The organism is Micromonospora sp. NPDC005413, assembly GCF_040606435.1.
Taxonomy (GTDB): domain Bacteria; phylum Actinomycetota; class Actinomycetes; order Mycobacteriales; family Micromonosporaceae; genus Micromonospora.
The window spans coordinates 175,732-193,436 of record NZ_JBEXEV010000008.1; the positions used below are offsets into that span (position 1 = coordinate 175,732).

The 17,705-nt window shown below is 72.0% G+C and carries 17 protein-coding genes and 1 pseudogene; 12 read left to right on the forward strand and 6 right to left on the reverse strand.

Features of this window, described 5'->3' with window-relative positions; translation table 11 throughout:
- Positions 1 to 30: 30 nt before the first annotated feature.
- Positions 31 to 1,263 carry a serine hydrolase domain-containing protein gene (locus ABZS37_RS12835; protein WP_355168405.1) on the reverse strand — a complete coding sequence of 411 codons (1,233 nt, stop codon included), beginning with the start codon at positions 1,261 to 1,263 and terminating at the stop codon, positions 31 to 33.
- 85 nt (positions 1,264 to 1,348) lie between these two features.
- On the opposite strand from ABZS37_RS12835, the gene ABZS37_RS12840 reads away from it, so the two are divergent.
- The 3 genes from ABZS37_RS12840 (at position 1,349) to ABZS37_RS12850 (ending at position 3,559) form a co-directional block, all read left to right on the forward strand.
- On the forward strand, positions 1,349 to 1,942 hold the full coding sequence (locus tag ABZS37_RS12840; protein WP_354996316.1) for a pentapeptide repeat-containing protein: 594 nt from the start codon (positions 1,349 to 1,351) through the stop codon (positions 1,940 to 1,942).
- A 199-nt stretch (positions 1,943 to 2,141) separates the two neighbouring features.
- A complete protein-coding gene (locus tag ABZS37_RS12845) occupies positions 2,142 to 3,116 on the forward strand; it encodes a hypothetical protein (protein WP_355168407.1) in 975 nt (324 codons plus the stop codon).
- Positions 3,117 to 3,229: 113 nt separating this feature from the next.
- On the forward strand, positions 3,230 to 3,559 hold the full coding sequence (locus ABZS37_RS12850; RefSeq protein WP_355168409.1) for a hypothetical protein: 330 nt from the start codon (positions 3,230 to 3,232) through the stop codon (positions 3,557 to 3,559).
- A 45-nt stretch (positions 3,560 to 3,604) separates the two neighbouring features.
- On the opposite strand, the gene dacB is transcribed toward ABZS37_RS12850, so the two are convergent.
- Together dacB and ABZS37_RS12860 are read right to left on the reverse strand one after the other, a co-directional pair.
- Positions 3,605 to 5,188, reverse strand: a complete 1,584-nt coding sequence (dacB, locus tag ABZS37_RS12855; RefSeq protein WP_355168411.1) for a D-alanyl-D-alanine carboxypeptidase/D-alanyl-D-alanine-endopeptidase — start codon at positions 5,186 to 5,188, stop codon at positions 3,605 to 3,607.
- Between the two features lie 66 nt (positions 5,189 to 5,254).
- Entirely contained in the window at positions 5,255 to 5,971 is a 717-nt protein-coding gene (locus tag ABZS37_RS12860; RefSeq protein WP_355168413.1) for an aquaporin, read from the reverse strand.
- Between the two features lie 109 nt (positions 5,972 to 6,080).
- Here ABZS37_RS12860 and ABZS37_RS12865 point away from each other — a divergent pair, with 109 nt between their 5' ends.
- Both ABZS37_RS12865 and ABZS37_RS12870 read left to right on the forward strand, forming a co-directional pair.
- Positions 6,081 to 7,154 carry an NAD(P)-binding domain-containing protein gene (locus ABZS37_RS12865; protein ID WP_355168415.1) on the forward strand — a complete coding sequence of 358 codons (1,074 nt, stop codon included), beginning with the start codon at positions 6,081 to 6,083 and terminating at the stop codon, positions 7,152 to 7,154.
- Between the two features lie 193 nt (positions 7,155 to 7,347).
- Positions 7,348 to 7,629: an adhesin gene (locus ABZS37_RS12870; RefSeq protein ID WP_355168417.1), complete on the forward strand. Its 282-nt coding sequence runs from the start codon at positions 7,348 to 7,350 to the stop codon at positions 7,627 to 7,629.
- 8 nt (positions 7,630 to 7,637) lie between these two features.
- Here ABZS37_RS12870 and ABZS37_RS12875 read toward each other — a convergent pair whose 3' ends face one another.
- Entirely contained in the window at positions 7,638 to 8,714 is a 1,077-nt protein-coding gene (locus ABZS37_RS12875) for a hypothetical protein (protein ID WP_355168419.1), read from the reverse strand.
- Positions 8,715 to 8,805: 91 nt separating this feature from the next.
- On the opposite strand from ABZS37_RS12875, the gene ABZS37_RS12880 reads away from it, so the two are divergent.
- The 4 genes from ABZS37_RS12880 (at position 8,806) to ABZS37_RS12895 (ending at position 13,808) form a co-directional block, all read left to right on the forward strand.
- The gene (locus tag ABZS37_RS12880) at positions 8,806 to 9,693 is read left to right on the forward strand and encodes a sulfotransferase domain-containing protein (protein ID WP_355168421.1); all 888 of its coding nucleotides are present in this window, start codon (positions 8,806 to 8,808) and stop codon (positions 9,691 to 9,693) included.
- Between the two features lie 239 nt (positions 9,694 to 9,932).
- Positions 9,933 to 10,325 (forward strand): cupin domain-containing protein, encoded by a 393-nt coding sequence (locus tag ABZS37_RS12885; RefSeq protein WP_355168423.1) that lies wholly within the window; start codon positions 9,933 to 9,935, stop codon positions 10,323 to 10,325.
- Between the two features lie 48 nt (positions 10,326 to 10,373).
- A complete protein-coding gene (locus tag ABZS37_RS12890; RefSeq protein ID WP_355168425.1) occupies positions 10,374 to 12,173 on the forward strand; it encodes a glycoside hydrolase family 15 protein in 1,800 nt (599 codons plus the stop codon).
- 258 nt (positions 12,174 to 12,431) lie between these two features.
- A complete protein-coding gene (locus tag ABZS37_RS12895) occupies positions 12,432 to 13,808 on the forward strand; it encodes a pectate lyase (RefSeq protein WP_355168427.1) in 1,377 nt (458 codons plus the stop codon).
- Positions 13,809 to 13,861: 53 nt separating this feature from the next.
- On the opposite strand, the gene ABZS37_RS12900 is transcribed toward ABZS37_RS12895, so the two are convergent.
- On the reverse strand, positions 13,862 to 15,052 hold the full coding sequence (locus ABZS37_RS12900; RefSeq protein ID WP_355168429.1) for a threonine synthase: 1,191 nt from the start codon (positions 15,050 to 15,052) through the stop codon (positions 13,862 to 13,864).
- Between the two features lie 14 nt (positions 15,053 to 15,066).
- Positions 15,067 to 15,330 (reverse strand): annotated as a pseudogene (locus tag ABZS37_RS12905) (ATP-dependent DNA ligase); the annotation flags it as partial.
- Between the two features lie 200 nt (positions 15,331 to 15,530).
- Here ABZS37_RS12905 and ABZS37_RS12910 point away from each other — a divergent pair.
- The 3 genes from ABZS37_RS12910 to ABZS37_RS12920 all read left to right on the forward strand — a co-directional run bounded on the left by ABZS37_RS12910 (position 15,531) and on the right by ABZS37_RS12920 (position 17,566).
- Positions 15,531 to 16,319: an aldo/keto reductase gene (locus tag ABZS37_RS12910; protein ID WP_355168431.1), complete on the forward strand. Its 789-nt coding sequence runs from the start codon at positions 15,531 to 15,533 to the stop codon at positions 16,317 to 16,319.
- Between the two features lie 126 nt (positions 16,320 to 16,445).
- Entirely contained in the window at positions 16,446 to 16,598 is a 153-nt protein-coding gene (locus ABZS37_RS12915) for a hypothetical protein (RefSeq protein WP_204943577.1), read from the forward strand.
- A complete protein-coding gene (locus ABZS37_RS12920; RefSeq protein ID WP_354996332.1) occupies positions 16,598 to 17,566 on the forward strand; it encodes an N-acetylmuramoyl-L-alanine amidase in 969 nt (322 codons plus the stop codon). Before ABZS37_RS12915 ends, ABZS37_RS12920 begins: the two co-directional genes overlap by 1 nt.
- Positions 17,567 to 17,705: the final 139 nt, after the last annotated feature.

Below are 17,705 nucleotides of genomic sequence, written 5' to 3' on the forward strand. Positions count from 1 at the left end.
CAGCCGCCCGCCGGTGGAACGACGATCCCGTCAGTCGACCAGGGCGGCGTAGACGAGTTGGCGTAGCTGGGAGCGCAGCGGGTATGTGCTCGACGGCATCAGCTGGGTGAACAGGAGTGCCGTGATCTCCTCGGCCGGGTCCACCCAGAACGCGGTGCTCGCCACCCCACCCCAGTAGTACTCGCCGACGCTGCTCGGCACCCGGCTGGGGATCGGGTCGTCGACCACCGCGAAGCCGAGGCCGAAGCCGATCCCGTCCAGGGTCGTCTCGGCGAAGCCGCCGGTGGACAGGGTGCCCAGGTCCTGACCGCCGGGCAGGTGGTTGCGGGCCATGAACCGCACCGTGCGCGGCCCGAGCAGGCGGACCCCGTCCAGCTCGCCGCCGCGCAGCAGCAACTGGGTGAAGCGGTGGTAGTCGGCGGCGCTGGAGATCAGGCCTCCGCCACCGGAGAGCAGGGCGGGCTTGCTGAATGCGAGCGCGCCGAGTCTGTCGTAGCGGACGGCCCGGCCGCTGCGCGGCTCCGGTACGTAGAGCGCGGCCAGCCGTTCGGCCTCGTCGCCCTCCACCCACCAACGGGTGTCGGTCATGCCGAGCGGGCCGAAGATCCGGTCGGCGAAGAACGCGTCGAGGCTCTGCCCCGAGACCACCTCGACGAGCCGGCCGAGCACGTCGGTGGCGACGGAGTAGCCCCAGGCGGTGCCGGGCTGGAACAGCAGCGGCAGCTCGCCGAAGGCCGCGCAGGCGCTGGCCAGGTCGACGTCCGCCGGTGGGTGCAGGTCGTAGCCGGCGGCCCGGTAGAGCCCGTCGACCACCGAGGTCTGCATGAAGCCGTACGTCAGGCCGGCGGTGTGGGTGAGCAGGTGCCAGACCCGGATCGGCTCGATCGCCGGCACTGTGTACGGCTTGAGCGTCGACCCCTTGGAGTAGACCCGCAGGTCGGCGAACTCCGGCAGCCAGCGGCTGATCTCGTCGGTCAGCTCGAACCGGCCCTCCTCCCACAGCATCATCGCCGCGACCGAGGTGACCGGCTTGGTCATCGAGTAGATCCGCCAGAGCGTGTCGGCCTCGACCGGGGCGCCCGACTCCCGGTCCCGCAGCCCATACGTCGAGGAGTGCGCCACCTCGCCGCGACGGGTGACCACCACCTGCCAGCCGGCCAGCCGGCCGTCGTCGACGTACCGGCCGAAGTGCTCGTCGATCCGCGCCAGTCGCGCCGGGTCGAAACCGATCTGATCCGGGTCGTTGCTCCGAGCCACACTCACGTCGCCGAACCTACTCGGCGGCACGCCGATCTCGGAAGGGGGCCGTCACGGACCGGCCGTCGGTGGCCGGCGCTAGCCTGGCCGGATGCCGGAGTTGACCGAGGACGTGACCTTTCGCAACGAGGACTGGTACGGCGAGGAGCTGACCGACCGGCACTTCGTGGGCTGCGAGTTCTTCGACGTGGACCTGACCGAGGCGGTGAGCCGGGGAGCGGTGTTCACCGGCTGCACGTTCGGCAACGTTCAGTTCAACGCCTCCCGGCACGTCGACTCGGCCTTCACCCGCTGCGTCTTCCGGCGGTGCAACTTCTTCGAGGCCGAGTTCACCGGCTGCAAGCTGGTCGGCAGCACCTTCGTCGAATGCGACCTGCGTCCGTTGGCGGTGGACGGCGGTGACTGGTCCTTCGTCGCGCTGCCCGGCGCCGACCTGCGGGGGGTCCGGCTGACCGGGGTGCGGATGCGCGAGGCGGACCTGACGAGGGCCAATCTGACCGGTTCCACGGTCACCGGCGTCGATCTCTCCGGCGCGCAACTGCTCAACGTCCGGCTCGGGGGCGCCGACCTGCGCGGCAGCGATCTGACCGCTCTCGACCCGACGGCCGTCGAGCGGGCCGGTGCCATCATCGACATCGAGCAGGCCGTGGTCATCGCGCAGGTGCTCGGCTTCCGGATCGGCTGACGCGAGAGGCGTTCCCGGTCCACCGACGTCCCCGCCCGAGCGGGCCAGGCTGTCCGATACCGTCCGGTTGCGGGCTGGACACACCCGGCAGTCCGGATCTAGCGTGGCGTCCACGCCGGTGCGAATGTGAAACGGCCCACAATGGACGGTGTGATCCGCGACGGTCGATGGCGGCCGGGTGGTGGAGTTGGAGGGGTGGGTGGCGGACGAAGACCGCACGCGGGCTGATTCGCGGGCTGGGGACGAGCCGCCCGACGGACCGGCGAGGTGCCACCCGCGCGCCGTCACCGAGGGGCAGAGCAGCCGCGCGCTGCGCCGGGTCGCCCGTGCCCGGCAGCGGCGGCGTTGGGCGGTGGAGGGATTCGCCGTACTCGCCTGCCTGGTGGTGTTGATCTCGTACCTCAGCACCCGGTCCGATCCGGAGCCCGGCGACGACCAGGCGGGCCGGCCGGGCGGCGTGGCCGCCGGGGCCGCCCGTCCCAGCGGTCCTCCGGCCGCGGGTGGGCGCACCGGCGAGGCGGGGCCGGCGATGCCCGGGTTGCGTCCACGTCTGCGCCCACCCTCGCCCGACCCGACACCGTCGGCCAGCGTGCCCGCTCCACCGCCGGCGACACCGGCGTCGCCCGAGTCGCCGGTGTTGTCGATGAGCCGGGGGGAGATGCCCGCCGAGGTCGACCTGACCGCCGTGGGCACCCGGGACTGGATGCACTGGGGGGAGCGCGGCGGCAACTCGACGGTCCGTAAGCGCTCCGGTTCCGGCGAGATCGTCGACGGGGGCGGCTCCGGCGCCCGGGTCGGCTGGGACGGCAACCAGGAGTACGTCCGCTGGTCCGACGGCTCGTCGGAGCGGTCGGTGAGCGGCAGCTCGAACGGCGTCTACACCTGCGGTGCCGGCAACGGGTTCACCCTCGCCGTCGCCGGCAGCGGTGAGCTGCGCACGGTCCAGCTCTACGGCGGCATCTGGATGGCCCGGGGGCGGCTGGAGGCGCGGCTGTCGACCGGCGGGCCCGCCAGCACCGCGCTGCTGGAGGACCCGTACACCAGTCAGAGCGCTCAGTTCACCATCCGGTTCAAGCTGCCGAAGGGTGCCCGACTGCTGCTGAACTGGACCGTCGTGAAGGTCTTCACCCCGCACTGCGGCAACGTCGGCCTCCAGGCCGTGGCGGTGCGCTGACCGCCCGATCGCTGCGCGTTCGCACAGCGGGACAGTTTGTCCGTCGCGTACGGTCGAGGACGTCGTAACTTTCTGCTGTCCCCATCCGACCGTCCAGTGTGGAGGTAGCGGAAATGACCAGCAGTGCCGTCCACCGCGTCCGTCGCGCCGCTTCGTCCAGCGCCGGTGAAGCGTCCGGGGAGGTGCTCCGCGACATCCCGCTGCCGCCGTACGTGACGGGCGAGGACACCCAGTTCGCGGTGCGGGCGGTGGTGGTGCACGCCCCCCGGCGGTGGTCCGGGGGCGTGATCTGCCGCAACGATGCCAGCCCGCACCCGTGCCGCCTGCACCGCTGGGGCACCCGGGTGCTGACACTGCGCGGGCTGCGGGCCGCCGAGATCGCCGCGCTCATCGAGCGCGGCGACCCGACGGCGGTGGTCCCCCCACCGGACCGTCCGGCCTGAGCGCGCCCGGCCGGGGAGGCGCACCAACGCCTCCCCGGCCGATGCTCAGCAGGTGATCGGCTTGACCCAGGAGCACTCGACGCCCTCCGGGGTCCGGGGCGTCTCGGGCACCGCTGGCGGTGCCACCCGTGCCGTGGCCGCACCGCCCTCGCGGTATCCGGCGAGCGCCACGGCGATCTGGTCCTCCAACGACTTGACCGACGCCGTCAGATAGTTGTTCAGCAGGATCGAGAACGCCAGCAGTCGGCCGTCCGCGCTGGTGACGTAGCCGGAGAGCCCGGAAACCCCGGTCAGACTGCCGGTCTTGGCGTGCACGTTGCCCGCCGCCGCAGTGCCGGCCATCCGGCTGCGCAGGGTGCCGCCGACGAACCGCTCGGGTTGCCCGGCGATCGGCAACGCCGCGTACCAGGTGGCGAACCACGGTTCGGCGCGGACGGCGCTCAGCAGGTCGACGAACTCCGCCGCCGGGACCAGATTGCGCCGGGACAGCCCTGAGCCGTCGCGCTGGCGCAGCTTGCCGGTGTCCATTCCGGTGTCGGCGACGTACTCGCTGATCGCGGTCAGTCCGGCCGTCCAGGTGCCCGAGCCGGAGAGCACCCGGCCGATCTCCTTGGTCAACACCTCGGCGTGCCCGTTGTTGGAGAGTTTGAGGAACGGCGTCATCAACTCGCCCAGGCTCATGGACTCGTGCCGCGCCACCGGCTGGGCCGTCTCAGGGGTGGGCTGACCGAGCATGGTCCGGCCGAGCACCCGGACGCCGTGCCGGTGCAGCGCCGCCCGGAACACGTCGGCCGCGTAGCCGGTGGGCTCCCAGACGGTCACCCAGTCGCTGGCGGGCTCGTCGCCGACGGCGATCTGGCCGGTCACCACGACGGTGTTGCCGCCGTGTTCGCGCTCGATCGAGATCGAGGTCTCGCCCTCGGTGACCGTCTCGGCACGGTTGTCGATGCGGACGTAACCGGTGGGTGGGGTGGTGCTGACCACCGGTGGGGCGCCGGCCCGGTTGGCCGGGGCGGCGTGCACGATCACGGTGCCCGCGTCGTAGTCGGTGTCCGGCGCGACGGTCAGCGCGGAGACCTGCGCGGCGTAGTAGTAGGGCTCGTCGTCCCAGGTCCAGTCGGGGCCGAGCCGGGTGCGGTCGTAGCGGGTGTCATCGGCGACCAGGTTGCCGGCTACCACTCGTACGCCGTCGGCGGCGACCTGGGCGGCGAGCGCGTCGTAGTCGGCGGCGAGCATCGTCGGGTCACCCCCGCCGCGGAGGTAGAGGTTGCCGGAGAGCAGGCCCGCGCGGCGCTTGCCGGTGGCCCGTACGTCGGTGCTGAAGCGGTGCCCCGGGCCCAGCAGCTCAAGGGCCGACGTCGAGGTCAGCAGCTTGGTGTTGGAGGCGGGGATCAGCCGGCGGTCACCGTTGCGGTCGTAGAGCGTCTGTCCCGTGCTGGTGTCGACCACGACCACCGACGCCTGCGCGCCAGCAAGCCGGGTGTCGGCGAGGATCGTGTCGATGGTGTCGTGCAGTCGGGTCGTCGCGGGGGTGGGCGACTCGGCCGTGGCACCGGGCGCGCCGGCGGTGGCCGCGGTGGCGACCAGCGCGAGCAGCGCGAGGGCCCGGGGAAAGTGACGACGATGCATGCGCTGATGCTGCCACGAAGATATTCGCCGGAGAAGGGGCTCAGGCGAAGGTTATTGCCGCCGGTGCTACGACGGCCGGCCGACGGACTTGTCGTGCCCGCCCCAGTAGTGCCGCTGCGCCCCCATGATCGATGGTGCGACCAGTGCGGCGAGCGCCCCGCCGAGCAGCGGGAAGACGATGAACACCCAGAGCTGCCGCAGGGCCACACCGCCCTCGAATACTGCCGGGCCGAACGCGCGGGCTGGGTTGACCGCAGCGCCGGTCAGCGTCACGCCCACCAGTTGGGTCGCGGCGAGGGCCAAGCCGATGGCCACCCCGGCGGTGCCCGGATTCTCGCTCCGGCTGGTCACCACCAGGACGACCAGCACGAAGAGGAAGGTCAGGACGACCTCCAGCACGGCTGCGCCACCCCGGTTGATGTGCGCGCCGTAACCGTTCGTGCCCAGTGACCCGGTCTGGTCCGCGAGGTCACCCCAGCGGGTCAGCGCCCAGAGCACGAAGGCGGCCACGGTCGCGCCGACGAACTGCGCGATCCAGTACGCCACCGCACCGATCACCGAGATCTTCCCGGAGAGCAGCACACCAAGCGTCACCGCAGGGTTGACGTGGCTGCCGGAGAGCGGGCCGATCGTGTAGACCAGGGCGAGCATCACGAACCCGAAGGCCAGCGCCACCACCACCACGCCGCCCTGAACCCGCGCGGCGATGGCGCTACCCACTCCGAAGAAGACCAGCAGCAGGGTGCCGAGGAACTCAGCCGCGTACCGACGGAAGTCGCTCATATGCTCAGCGTAAGCACAGTCCAGGTGGTCGTAGCCGGAATGGCCGTCTGTGATCGGCGCGACGGCCTGCGGCGGGCACAGCGGTGACCGCCGCGGCGTTGCACCCCACGTGGACACCCACTCTGCGGACGTCGTGGTGATCGGCGCCGGTCAGGCCGGCCTGAGCGCCGGCTACCACCTGCGCCGCACCGGGTTCCTCCCCGACAGCGGCTTCGTCATCCTCGACGGCGACAACGGGCCCGGCGGGGCCTGGCAGCACCGCTGGCCGACGCTGGTCTTCGACCGGGTGCACGGCTTCCACGACCTGCCCGGGCTGCCTCTCCCGCCCGCCGAACCGCAGCGCCCGGCGGCCGAGCAGGTGAGCGCCTACTTTGCCGCGTACGAGAGGGCATTCGACCTGCCGGTGCGGCGGCCGGTGCGGGTCCGCGCGGTGCACTCCCGCCCGGACGGCCGGCTGGACGTTTCCACCGACCACGATCGGTGGACCGCCCGCGCCCTGATCAACGCGACCGGCACCTGGACCCGGCCGTTCTGGCCCCACTACCCGGGCCGGTCGTCGTTTCGGGGCCGGCAGCTGCACACCGCCGACTACCGGGGTCCGGCCGAGTTCGCCGGCCTCCGGGTGGTGGTTGTCGGTGGCGGCACCTCGGGCGTGCAACTGCTCGGTGAGGTTTCCACCGTCGCGGCGGCCACCACCTGGGTCACCCGCCGGCCGCCGGAGTTCAAGGACCGGGAGTTCGGTCCGGAGCTGGGCCGCGCCGCGGTCGCCCGGGTGGACGAGGCGGTACGGGCCGGCCGCCCACCGGGCAGCGTGGTGGGCGTGACCGGGCTGCCGGTCACCCCGGAGGTGCGCCGACTGCGCGAGCGTGGCGTCCTGGACCGGCTACCCATGTTCGACCGGATCACACCCGACGGGGTGGTCTGGGCGGACGGGCGGTTCGTGCCGGCGGACGTGATCCTCTGGTGCACCGGTTTCCGCGCCGCCATCGACCATCTCGCCCCGCTGGGCCTGCGCGCGCCGGGCGGCGGTATCACGATGGACGGCACCCGAGTGGTCGCCGACGAGCGGATTCACCTGGTCGGGTACGGCCCCTCGGCCAGCACGATCGGAGCCAACCGGGCCGGCCGCGCGGCGGTCAACGAGATTCGCGCCTGGCTGGCCCCGGCCGCCGCTCTCGACTGACCTGGCTCTATTTGACGGATCGCCCGTCAGCGGGCACGGTGGAGTTGACGGGGCGCTCAGCTGCCCCGATTCGATGCGACGGCGATGACCATTCGCCCCTCCTGTCGCCTCCCACGTGTGCTCGTACGCGGGCCGACTGTCCGGTCTGCGCAGTATCCGACCGCGAGCCGAGAATCCACGAGGAGTTCCGCCAATGCTCACCATGACCGATAACGCCGTGCTCGTCATCCGCGACCTCGCCAACCAGCAGGACGTCGCCGAGGACGGCGGAGTGCGCATCGCCGCCGACGCCGAGGCCGGCTCGCTGACCGTGGAGCTGGTGCCCGAGCCGGTGCAGGGCGACCGCGTGGTCGACAACCAGGGTGCCCGGATCTTCCTGGACGAGGACGCCGCCGAGTTGCTCGGTGACGCGTCGGTGGACGCCACCGTCGATGACGAGGGCATCATCCAGTTCGGCTTCACCGAGCAGCAGTAAGCGAGGGTTCAGCCCGCCCGGCGGGTCGACCGTCCCCGTTTCGGTGTGTCCGACCTGGGCCGCCACTCGGGGTCGGTGTCACCGCCCGGCCGCATCAGCGTGGTCAGCACGTGCGCCAGGTGGTGCGAGGTGCTCCACGCCGCCCAGTTGGCGGCCGAGCCGGCGCCGGCGCCTCTCCGGGCCCGGCGCAGCAGCTCGTGGTCGCCCCAGGAGAAGGCGGCGCCGGTGCTCGGCCAGTGCGGCGCCGACACCAGCGTGCGGCACAGGTCGGCGAACCGGTCGTCGCCCCTGCCGCCCCGCCGTGCCCAGCGGTAGACCCACCAGCTGCCGTCGTCGGTGTACAGGACGGTGGGCAACTTGTCGCTGGGGTCACCGGTGCCCGGCATGGCCGGGCGGACGCCGTAGTCGCCGTAGTCGACCCCGGCGTCGGCCAGCCGTTGCCAGAGCTGCCAGTCCCAGCGGTCCAGCTGGATCGGCTCGTCGGTGGGCAACCGGGACAGCGTCGGCGGCATCCCGCCCGCCGCCACCGTCACCGACCGCCAGGCGTGCCGGCGCGCCCAGTCCAGCAGGCGGCGTACCCGGGGCTCGGCTGCCCGCACGTCCGCCGGGCAGCACACGTCCCCCGCGTCCACCAGCAGGTCGCACTCCTCGGGGGTGAGGGCCGTCAACCGCCAGATCCGTTCCACGGCGGTGGTGCTCGCGTCCGGCCCGGCTCGGTCCTGGCCGGCCCGCAGTCGGACCAGCGCCCGCCTGTCGTACGCGCGCGCCGCCGCGCCGTGCGCGACCAGCCGACGGTCGCTCTCCGCGAGCCCGATCACCGGCACCAGGGGTACGTCCCAACGGCGCAGCTCGGCCTCGGGGGTGTCGGGCAGTGCGCTGACGTCGATGGCCGGCACCAGCCCGGGGGGCAGCCGCCGAACAACGTCCATCAGGGTTCGTTCGACCGTGCCGATCTCCAGGATCGGGGCGACCAGTGCGGCGGCCGCGGGGTCGAGGTGGCTCAAGGCCTCCAGCTCGCCTCGTCGGCTGGCGAGGATGGGGCGGTAGACCGGTTCCGCCGCCCGGCCCCCGTGGGCGGGCACCATAATTCAATCTAGCCAGGCATGCGCATACGTCACAGCTCGTCGAGTCGGAATTCGGCTGCTCGGTTGTCGGCTCGACGACTACGCTCCTCCGATGCTTACGCCCTCTCACCGTTACCGATCCGACGACGAGGACAGCGCCCGGTGGACCGGTTTCCCGTTCCGCGACGGCGACATCGTGATCAGCACCCGGTCCAAGAGCGGCACGACCTGGATGCAGATGATCTCTGCTCTCCTGGTGCTGGGCACTGCGGAGTTGCCGGCGGCGCTGACCGTGTTGTCGCCATGGCTGGACTGGTTGGCCGAGCCGCGGGACGCGGTGTACGAGAGGCTGGCCGCGCAGCCGCACCGGCGGTTCATCAAGACGCACACCCCACTGGACGGGGTGCCGCTCGACCCCCGGGTGCACTACGTGGTGGTGGCCCGGCACCCGCTGGACATGGCGGTCTCCCTCTACCACCAGGCCGGCAACCTGGACCGGGTGCGCCTCGCCGAGCTGACCGGCCAGCCCGCTCCGACCGGGCCTCCCCGGGAGCGCCTCCCGCTGGAGCAGTGGCTGCCGAGCTGGGTCGACCGGGACGTGGACCCGCGCGCCGACCTGGATTCGCTGCCCGGCGTGATGCTGCACCTGAGCGACGCCTGGGCCCGTCGGCACGAGCCGAACGTCGACCTGGTGCACTACGACGACCTGCTGGCCGACCTGGGCGGTGAGATGCGCCGACTCGCCGACCGGTGGGGCATCCCGGTCTCTTCCGAGAGTTGGCCCGAGCTGGTCGAGGCGGCCACCTTCGGTCGGATGCGGGAGCGCGCCGACCGGCTCGCCCCGGACACGCTCGGCGTGCTGCGCGACCGCCGGGCGTTCTTCCGCCAGGGTGGCTCGGGGCAGGGACGCAACCTGTTGGACGCGGAGGCTCAGGCCCGGTACCAGGAGCGAACGGCGGCGCTGGCCCCGCCCGACCTGCTCACCTGGCTGCACCGCTAGTCGAAAAGAGCGCACGGCGCCGCTTCGACCGTGGTCGAGAACGTCGCCGCGCTCTGGCCGTCTCCCACCACCGCAGCCGTTCGGCGGTACGCCGGCGGGGACCTGGCTCGACCGGCCGTGTGCGCCGGTCAGCGTTGTCGATCCCCGGTCCGCGCGGATCCAAACCTGCCGACCGTGGGGAATTCCACCATCTGCGAGTCCCGGCGTGGCGCGCTGCCGAACGGGGTATGAGGGTGGGCATGGAGCATTTCACGATCGCGACTGTCGCTGAGAAGAGCCCGGATTTCCGGCGGGTGCTGTGGACCGGTGAGCACAGCCAGTTGGTCATCATGACCATCCCCGCCGATGGTGAGATCGGCGAGGAGGTGCACGAGGACATCGACCAGATTCTGACCTTCGTCAGCGGCGTCGGTGAGGCCCGGGTTGCTGGCGCGAAGCGGAAGGTCGTTGCGGGCGACCTGGTCGTGGTGCCGGCGGGGACCAAGCACAACTTCGTCAACACCGGCCCCAACCCGCTGGTGCTGTACACGGTCTACGGCCCGCCGGAGCACGCCGACAAGGCCGTGCACAAGACCAAGGAAGAGGCCGACGCGGCCGAGGCGGCGGGCAAGGACGAGCCGCCGACCGGGTGATCGGTCCGGCAGCGGTCTGATCCGGGCCGATGCGGGTACCCGCGGTGGGTGGAGCAGCAGCCGGCGATCTCCGACTACGGATTCCTCTCGGATTCCCGTTCGGGTGCCCTGGTCGGCAAGGACGGCTCCATCGACTGGTGGTGCCCGCATCGGTTCGACGGGGCGTCCGTTTTCGGGCGGCTGCTGGACCCGAACGCCGGGCACTTCCGGCTGGCGCCGGTCGGTGTCGGCGGCCCGGGACACCGGGTCGAGCGCGCGTACCAGCCGGACACGCTCGTGCTGCGTACGGTGCACCACACGCCGCACGGCAGCGTGGCGGTCACCGACGCCCTCGCCGCGGAGATGGGCGCCCGCGCTCACGAGCTGGGCATGAACTCACCCGCCGTGCTGATCCGGGTGGTCGAGGGGCTGTCCGGGCGGGTTCGGATGGCGTTGGATTTCGCGCCCCGGCCGGAGTACGGCCTGCTCACGCCGTACCTGCACGAGCAGCCGGACGGCGGGGTGTTGGCCGCCGCGGGCCCGGTGGTGCTGGTGCTGCGCGCCGGCGGTCTGCACCTGCGGGCGGGCGTCGACCGGGTGACCCAGGAGTTCGAGGTCTCCGCCGGCCAGGTGATCGGGGTGGACGTGGCGTTCGGCGAGGCGTACGGCGACCCACCGGCCCGGCTGGACCCGGTCGCCATGCTCGCCGAGACGACGCAGGCCTGGGAGGCCTACCGGGAGATGCACGGGTATTCCGGCCGGTATCCCGACCTGGTCCGACAGAGCGCGACGGTCCTGACCGGCCTCACGTACGCCCGCAGTGGCGCGGTCGTCGCGGCGCTGACGACGTCGCTGCCGGAGCAGATCGGCGGCGACCGTAACTACGACTACCGCTACTCCTGGCTGCGGGACTTCTCGTTGACGTTGCGCGCGCTCTGGGTGGCGGCCTGCCCTGACGAGACGTCCCGGCTGTTCGCCTGGGCGACCCGCTCGATCGGCCGCATCGGCGACGATCCGGTGCCGGTGCTCTTCGGGGTGCAGGGCGAGCGCGACCTCTCCGAGCACCACTGCACGCACCTGCGCGGATACGCCGACAGCAGGCCGGTCCGGAGCGGCAACGACGCCTGGCGGCAGCGGCAGCTCGACGTGCCGGGTGAGGTGATGTCGGCGGTGTGGCGGCTGCGTGACTATCTCGGCGCGACGTTCGACGACGAGTTGCGGGAGATGGTGCTCGGGCTGACCGAACAGGTGGCCGCGACGTGGCACCTGCCGGACCGGGGCATCTGGGAGACCCGGGACGAGGAGCGGCACTACCTGTCGTCCAAGGTGGCCTGTTGGCTGACGATGGACCGGGCGGTGGGGCTCGCCGACCGGCTCGGCGATCGGGCCGACCCGCGTCGCTGGGCCGGCGTGCGCGACGAGATCCGCGACGCGGTGCTGCGCGAGGGGTGGAACGACCGGATCGGCGCGTTCACCGGCGCTTTCGGATCGGCGGAGCTGGACGCCTCGGTGCTCGCCCTGCCGGTCGCGCATTTTCTGCCGGCCACCGATCCGCGGATGCGCTCGACCATCGCGATGGTGGAGCGGGAGCTGGGCACCGAGGATGGGCTGCTGCGGCGGTGGACGACGGACCCCGCCGGTTTCCTGCTGTGCTCGTTCTGGCTGGTCGAGTGCCTGGTGATGGCGGGTGAGCAGCGGCGGGCCGAGGAGCTGTTCGAGCGGGTGGCCGGACACAGCAACGATGTCGGCCTGTTCAGCGAGCAGATCGACCTGACCACCGGGGTGCAGCTTGGCAACACTCCGCAGGCGCTGTCACACATCGGGCTGATCAACGCGGCCTGGCGACTGACCACGCCGGACAGCTACTGATCGGTCGGTGCCTCTTCCCGGCCGGAATCCTGCAACAGACCTGCAAGCGCCAGGCATTGACGCTGGTGCTTGCGCAGTTCTAGCCTCGAAGGAGCGGGAAAGCCCTTTCCCAAGGTCTTTGATCCCGCTTCACCCCGCTTCGGACACGGGCATCCGACGGGGCGCGCACCGATCCCAGGCGATGGCAGCACGCCGTGCCGACACGTCCCAGTGTGGACGGTCGAGGGATCGCCACCACATGCGTCAAGGAGGACAACTGTGCAGAAGAGACGACTCCCCGGCCGACGACCACTACTGCTGGCGGTGGGCGCCGGCGTGACCGTGGCGGCCCTCGCCGCCGGCATGACCTCGGCCTTCGCGGCCACCGTCTTCAGCGACGACTTCAACGACGGCAACACGTCCGGCTGGTCCAAGTCGGGCGGCACCTGGGCGGTCGACGGCTCGGGCGTGCTCAACCAGTCCAACGCCGGCAGCGAGCTGGCCCGGCAGTTCGCCGGCCAGACCAGCTGGACCAACTACTCCGTGCAGGCCCGGGTCAGGCCGGCGAGCTTCGGCTCGTCCAGCGCCCTGGTCGGCCTGGCCGCGCGGTCCACCAGCAGCACGAAGATGTACCGGCTGGCCCTGCTCGGCTCCGGCCGTGCCGAGTTGCAGGCCGTCAACGGCAGCGCCATCACCGCGATCGGCTCGGCGTCGCTGGGCATCGGCACCGGCACCTGGTACACGCTGCGCATCGAGGCCAGCGGCAGCACCATCCGCGGCTTCGTCAACGGCACGCAGATCGCCTCCGGCAGCAACAGCCTGGCCGGCGCGGGCCGGATCGGCCTGGTCACCGCGTACGCCAGCGGTGGCTTCGACGACGTGACTGTCGACTCGTCCGGCGGCGGCACCCCGACCACGCTGCCAACGACCACGGCGCCACCGAGCACGCCGCCGCCCACCACGCCGGGCCCGACCACCCCGCCGCCCGCGGGCTGGCCGACGCCCACCAGCAGCCAGAAGGTGGACGCCACGATCCCGGTCTCCGGCACCTTCGACGGTGGGCTCAAGCGCTACTACGGCATCGGCGACGGCGGGCAGAGCGAGAGCCAGGACCCGATGTTCGAGCTGGCCGCCGGTGCCACCCTCCGCAACGTGATCATCGGTGCCCCGGCCGGTGACGGCGTGCACTGCGAGGGCAACTGCACCCTGATCAACGTCTGGTGGGAGGACGTGGGCGAGGACGCGGCCACCTTCCGCGGCGGCACCACGTACACCGTCGACGGCGGCGGCGCGCGGTCCGCCAGCGACAAGGTCTTCCAGCACAACGGCTCCGGCACCGTCTACATAAAGAACTTCCGGGTGGAGAACGCCGGGAAGCTCTACCGGGCCTGCGGCAACTGCTCCACGTCGTACCAGCGGCACGTGGTGATCGACAACGTGATCGTCCGGAACACCGACGCGATCGCCGGCATCAACACCAACTGGGGCGACACCGCCCGGTTCAGCCGGATCACCATCGTCGACGACCCGGATCGGGACACCTCGATCTGCGTCAAGTACCGGGGTGTGCCGAAGGGCGACGAGCCGACCGAGATCGGCGAGGGCGCCGACGGCGTCAACTGCCTCTACTCACCGTCGGACATCACCTACCAGTAGGCCGGCACGACGGCACCCCGCGGACCAACATGGTCCGCGGGGTGCCCGCCGTCTCACACCAGCACGGGTACGCCAGACACGTCGACCGTGTCCGGATACTTCAGCCCAGCGCCCGTGTTGAGCACCACCACCCGCTCACCGGCCCGGATCCACCCGCCGGCGCGCAGTTGCCGCGCCGCCGTCAGGCAGGCCGCTCCCTCCGGGCAGAGCAGCAGCCCCTCCCGGGCAGCGAAATCCCGCAGGTCGGCCAGGATGTCCGCGTCGTCGACGGCGACGGCCGTGCCGGAGGACTCCCGCAGAGCCGCCAGGATCAGCTCGTCGCCCAGCGGCGCCGGCACGGTGATGCCGAACGCCACCGTGTGCGCGTCCGCCCACGGCTCGGCCCGATTCTCGCCGGCGGCGAACGCCCGCACGATCGGCGCACAGCCGGTCGACTGCACCGCCACCAGCCGAGGCAGCTTGTCGCCGATCCAGCCCAGCTCACGCAGCTCGTGCAGCGCCTTGTGGATGCCGATCAGGCCGACACCGCCGCCGGTCGGGTAGATGATCACGTCGGGCGTCTGCCAGCCGAGCTGCTCGACGATCTCGTACCCCATCGTCTTCTTGCCCTCCAGCCGGTAGGGCTCGCGCAGCGTGCCGGCGTCGAAGATCGCCCCGTTCGACTCCGCGATCAGCTCGGCCACCCACCGACCGGCGTCGCTGATCAGCCCATCGATCAGGCGCAGGTCGGCACCGGCGGCGACGCATTCGCGCCGGCAGATGCTCGGCGCCTCCAGCGGCATGACGATGGTCGCACCCATCCCGGCCCGCGCGGCGTACGTGGCCCAGGCCGACCCGGCGTTGCCGTTGGTGGGCATCGCGATCCGCTCGACGCCCAGCTCACGGGCACGACTCACGCCGACCGCAGCGCCGCGCGCCTTGAACGAGCCGGTCGGGATCAACCCCTCGTCCTTGACCATCAGGTCGGCGATGCCGATCTCGGCGCCGTACGCCGGGGCGCGCAGCAGCGGCGTCCAGCCCTCGCCGAGCGTGGTGACGTGCCGTGGGTCGGCGACCGGCAGCAGCTCGCGGTAGCGCCACAGGTCGGCCGGGCGCAGCCCGAAGCGCTCCGGGGTGACCGCCTTCGCCACGGCCGGCAGGTCGTAGCGGGCCAGCAGCGGTGAGCCGCACTCGCAGAGGTTCTGCAACACCTCGGCCGCGTACTCCCGACCACAGCGCGGGCAGTCCAGGTGCGTCAGGTACACGTCGCTCCTCGCCGTCAGACCGCGTCGATGCTCAGCCATCGCCGGCTGCGCCGCCCCGGCTCGTAGACCGAGTCCAGCCGCTTGGCGACCACGCCCGGCAGGCCCTGCTCCCGCCCGGCACGCAGGGCCTCGTCGCCCGCGCCGGGGAACCACGGCGGAGTCTGCCAGTGCGTACCGGCCAAGGCCAGCCCATCGAGCAGTTCCCGGCGTTGCGCGTACGGCACGTCGACGCTGCTCACGCCCTCAAGCCAGAGCAGGTCGACGACGAGATACTGGGCGCCTCCGGGGACCGGGGCCAGCCGCCGCGGGGCTCCGCTCCGGCACCGGCTCGGGCGTACGGGCCGCGTCCCGCCGTCGCCGGTACTCCTCCAGCCGGTCGGTCACACCCGCATTCTCCGGCAAACCGGACCGTCGCGCTGGATGCCGGAGTGTCCGGTTCGCTCGGCGGCCGGGGGCTCGGCGGGGTAGAACGGACCTCATGGACCTCACCGACCAGCCCACCGCCCTGCTCCCCGGGGACGTGCGGATGCCCCTACTCGGCTTCGGCACCTGGCAGGCCACCGGCCAGGCCGGCTACGAGGCGACGCTGGCAGCGCTCGACACCGGCTACCGGCACCTCGACACCGCCACCATGTACGGCAACGAGCGGGAGGTCGGCCGGGCGGTGCGGGAGAGCGGGCTGCGCCGGGAGGACGTCTTCATCACCACCAAGCTCCCACCGGACCGGGTCGGCCGGGAGCGCGCGACGTTGGAGGCCAGCCTGGAGGCGCTCGGTGTCGACCAGGTCGACCTCTGGTTGATCCACTGGCCGCCGTCGTCGCCGGCGGACAGCATCCCCCTGTGGCGGGAGCTGCTGGCCGCCCGGGACGAGAACCTCACCCGTGCGGTCGGGGTGAGCAACTACAGCACCGGGGAGATCGACGAGCTGATCCAGTCGACCGAGGAGAACCCGGCGGTCAACCAGATCCGGTGGAGCCCGGCGCTGTACGACCGGCAGCGGCACGCCGAGCACCGGGACCGGGGCGTGGTGCTGGAGGGATACAGTCCGTTCAAGACCAGCGACCTCAGCGACCCGGTGCTGACCAGGATCGCTGCCGCGCACGGTGTCTCCCCGGCGCAGGTGGTGCTGCGTTGGCACATCGATCACGAGATCGTGGTGATCCCGAAGTCGGTGACCCCGGAGCGGATCACCGCCAACTTCGACGTCTTCCACTTCTCGTTGACGGCGGAGGAGATGCGCGACATCGACGCGCTCGGCGGCGCCTGATTCGGCGAAATCCTTCAGTGCGCGACCTGAGATTGAAGGGTATCGACATAGACGCTCATGACGGTATAGCGTGCCCGTCATCGCGTTCGTCGATCCGTTCGAACCCGCCGTCGCTGGAGGATTGCCATGGCCCGATCACCATCCATTCGCCTGCGCCGCCGTGGGGTGCTCGGCATCCCCGCCCTGGTGGCCGCCGCGCTGACCGTCGTCGCCCGGCCCACCCCGGCGAGCGCCGCGCCGAAGGCCGAGTGCCTCGCTGATCTGCTCCAGGACGCCTGATGGCGACGGTTCCCTGGCTGGTGGACGTGCTGCGCTCCGCCGGAGTCCAGGTCGTGGTCGAGGGAGACTGGCTCAACCGGATGCGACCGGGCTCCTTCGACCCCATCGGGGTGCTCTGGCACCACACCGCCTCGACCTCCAGCGCCAGCAACCCGCACCCGGCGCTCGGCATCTGCATCAACGGCCGGTCCGACCTGCCCGGCCCGCTCTGCCAGGCGCTCGTCGACTACAACGGCGTCTTCCACGTCATCTCGGCGGGCCGGTGCAACCACGCCGGGGCCAGCGGCGGCAGCGGGCCGATCCCGGCCGGGGACGGCAACACCCTCATGATCGGGTGGGAGATCGACTACAACGGCGTCAACCAGGAGATGACCGCCGCGCAGTACAACGCGTCGATCGCCGCCACCGCCGCCGTGCTCACCCGGCTGGGCCGCAACAGCAGCTACGCCCGGGGGCACCGGGAGACCAGCACCAGCGGCAAGATCGACCCATCGTTCATCGACCTGAACGTGATGCGCGCCGACGTGGCGGCGAAGATGTCGGGCGGAAACCCTCCGGCGTGGTCTTCCATCGTGGACAACACCACCGCCGGTCGCTTCACCGCCAGCGCCAGCTGGGGCGTGTCGACGTACTCCACGCAGCGATACGGTGCCGACTACCGGTACGCGGAGCCGGTCGCGGCCAGCGATGCCGCCTGGTACAAGTTCAACGTCCCGGCCACCGCCAACTACCGGGTCGACGCCTGGTGGCCGGCGACCTCCGGCTACAACGGCGCGACCCCGTACATCGTCGCCACCACCACCGGCAACCGGACGGTCATCGTCGACCAGCGGGCCACCGGCGGGCAGTGGCGATCCCTCGGCACGTTCACACTGCCCGCCGGGGATGCCAACCGGGTGGCGGTGAGCCGGTGGAGCAGCGCCACCGGCCTGATCGTCGCCGACGCCGTACGCCTCACCCGCGTCTGACCAGGACCGGCCCGAACCGACCGGTGGGGGGGGGGGGGGGGGGGGCGCGCCCCCCCCCCCCCCCCGCGGGGGGGGGGGGGGGGGGGGGGGCCGGGGGGGGGGGGGCCCGGGGGGGGGGGGGGGGGAACCCCCCCGGCGC

Bases quoted from the DNA above. Each gene is read 5' to 3' on its own strand.
- ABZS37_RS12840 (WP_354996316.1), top strand. From the start codon at position 1,349: ATGCCGGAGTTGACCGAGGACGTGACCTTTCGCAACGAGGACTGGTAC.
- ABZS37_RS12850 (WP_355168409.1), top strand. From the start codon at position 3,230: ATGACCAGCAGTGCCGTCCACCGCGTCCGTCGCGCCGCTTCGTCCAGC.
- dacB (WP_355168411.1), bottom strand. From the start codon at position 5,188: ATGCATCGTCGTCACTTTCCCCGGGCCCTCGCGCTGCTCGCGCTGGTC.
- ABZS37_RS12860 (WP_355168413.1), bottom strand. From the start codon at position 5,971: ATGAGCGACTTCCGTCGGTACGCGGCTGAGTTCCTCGGCACCCTGCTG.
- ABZS37_RS12870 (WP_355168417.1), top strand. From the start codon at position 7,348: ATGCTCACCATGACCGATAACGCCGTGCTCGTCATCCGCGACCTCGCC.
- ABZS37_RS12875 (WP_355168419.1), bottom strand. From the start codon at position 8,714: ATGGTGCCCGCCCACGGGGGCCGGGCGGCGGAACCGGTCTACCGCCCC.
- ABZS37_RS12880 (WP_355168421.1), top strand. From the start codon at position 8,806: ATGCTTACGCCCTCTCACCGTTACCGATCCGACGACGAGGACAGCGCC.
- ABZS37_RS12885 (WP_355168423.1), top strand. From the start codon at position 9,933: ATGGAGCATTTCACGATCGCGACTGTCGCTGAGAAGAGCCCGGATTTC.
- ABZS37_RS12910 (WP_355168431.1), top strand. From the start codon at position 15,531: ATGGACCTCACCGACCAGCCCACCGCCCTGCTCCCCGGGGACGTGCGG.
- ABZS37_RS12915 (WP_204943577.1), top strand. From the start codon at position 16,446: ATGGCCCGATCACCATCCATTCGCCTGCGCCGCCGTGGGGTGCTCGGC.
- ABZS37_RS12920 (WP_354996332.1), top strand. From the start codon at position 16,598: ATGGCGACGGTTCCCTGGCTGGTGGACGTGCTGCGCTCCGCCGGAGTC.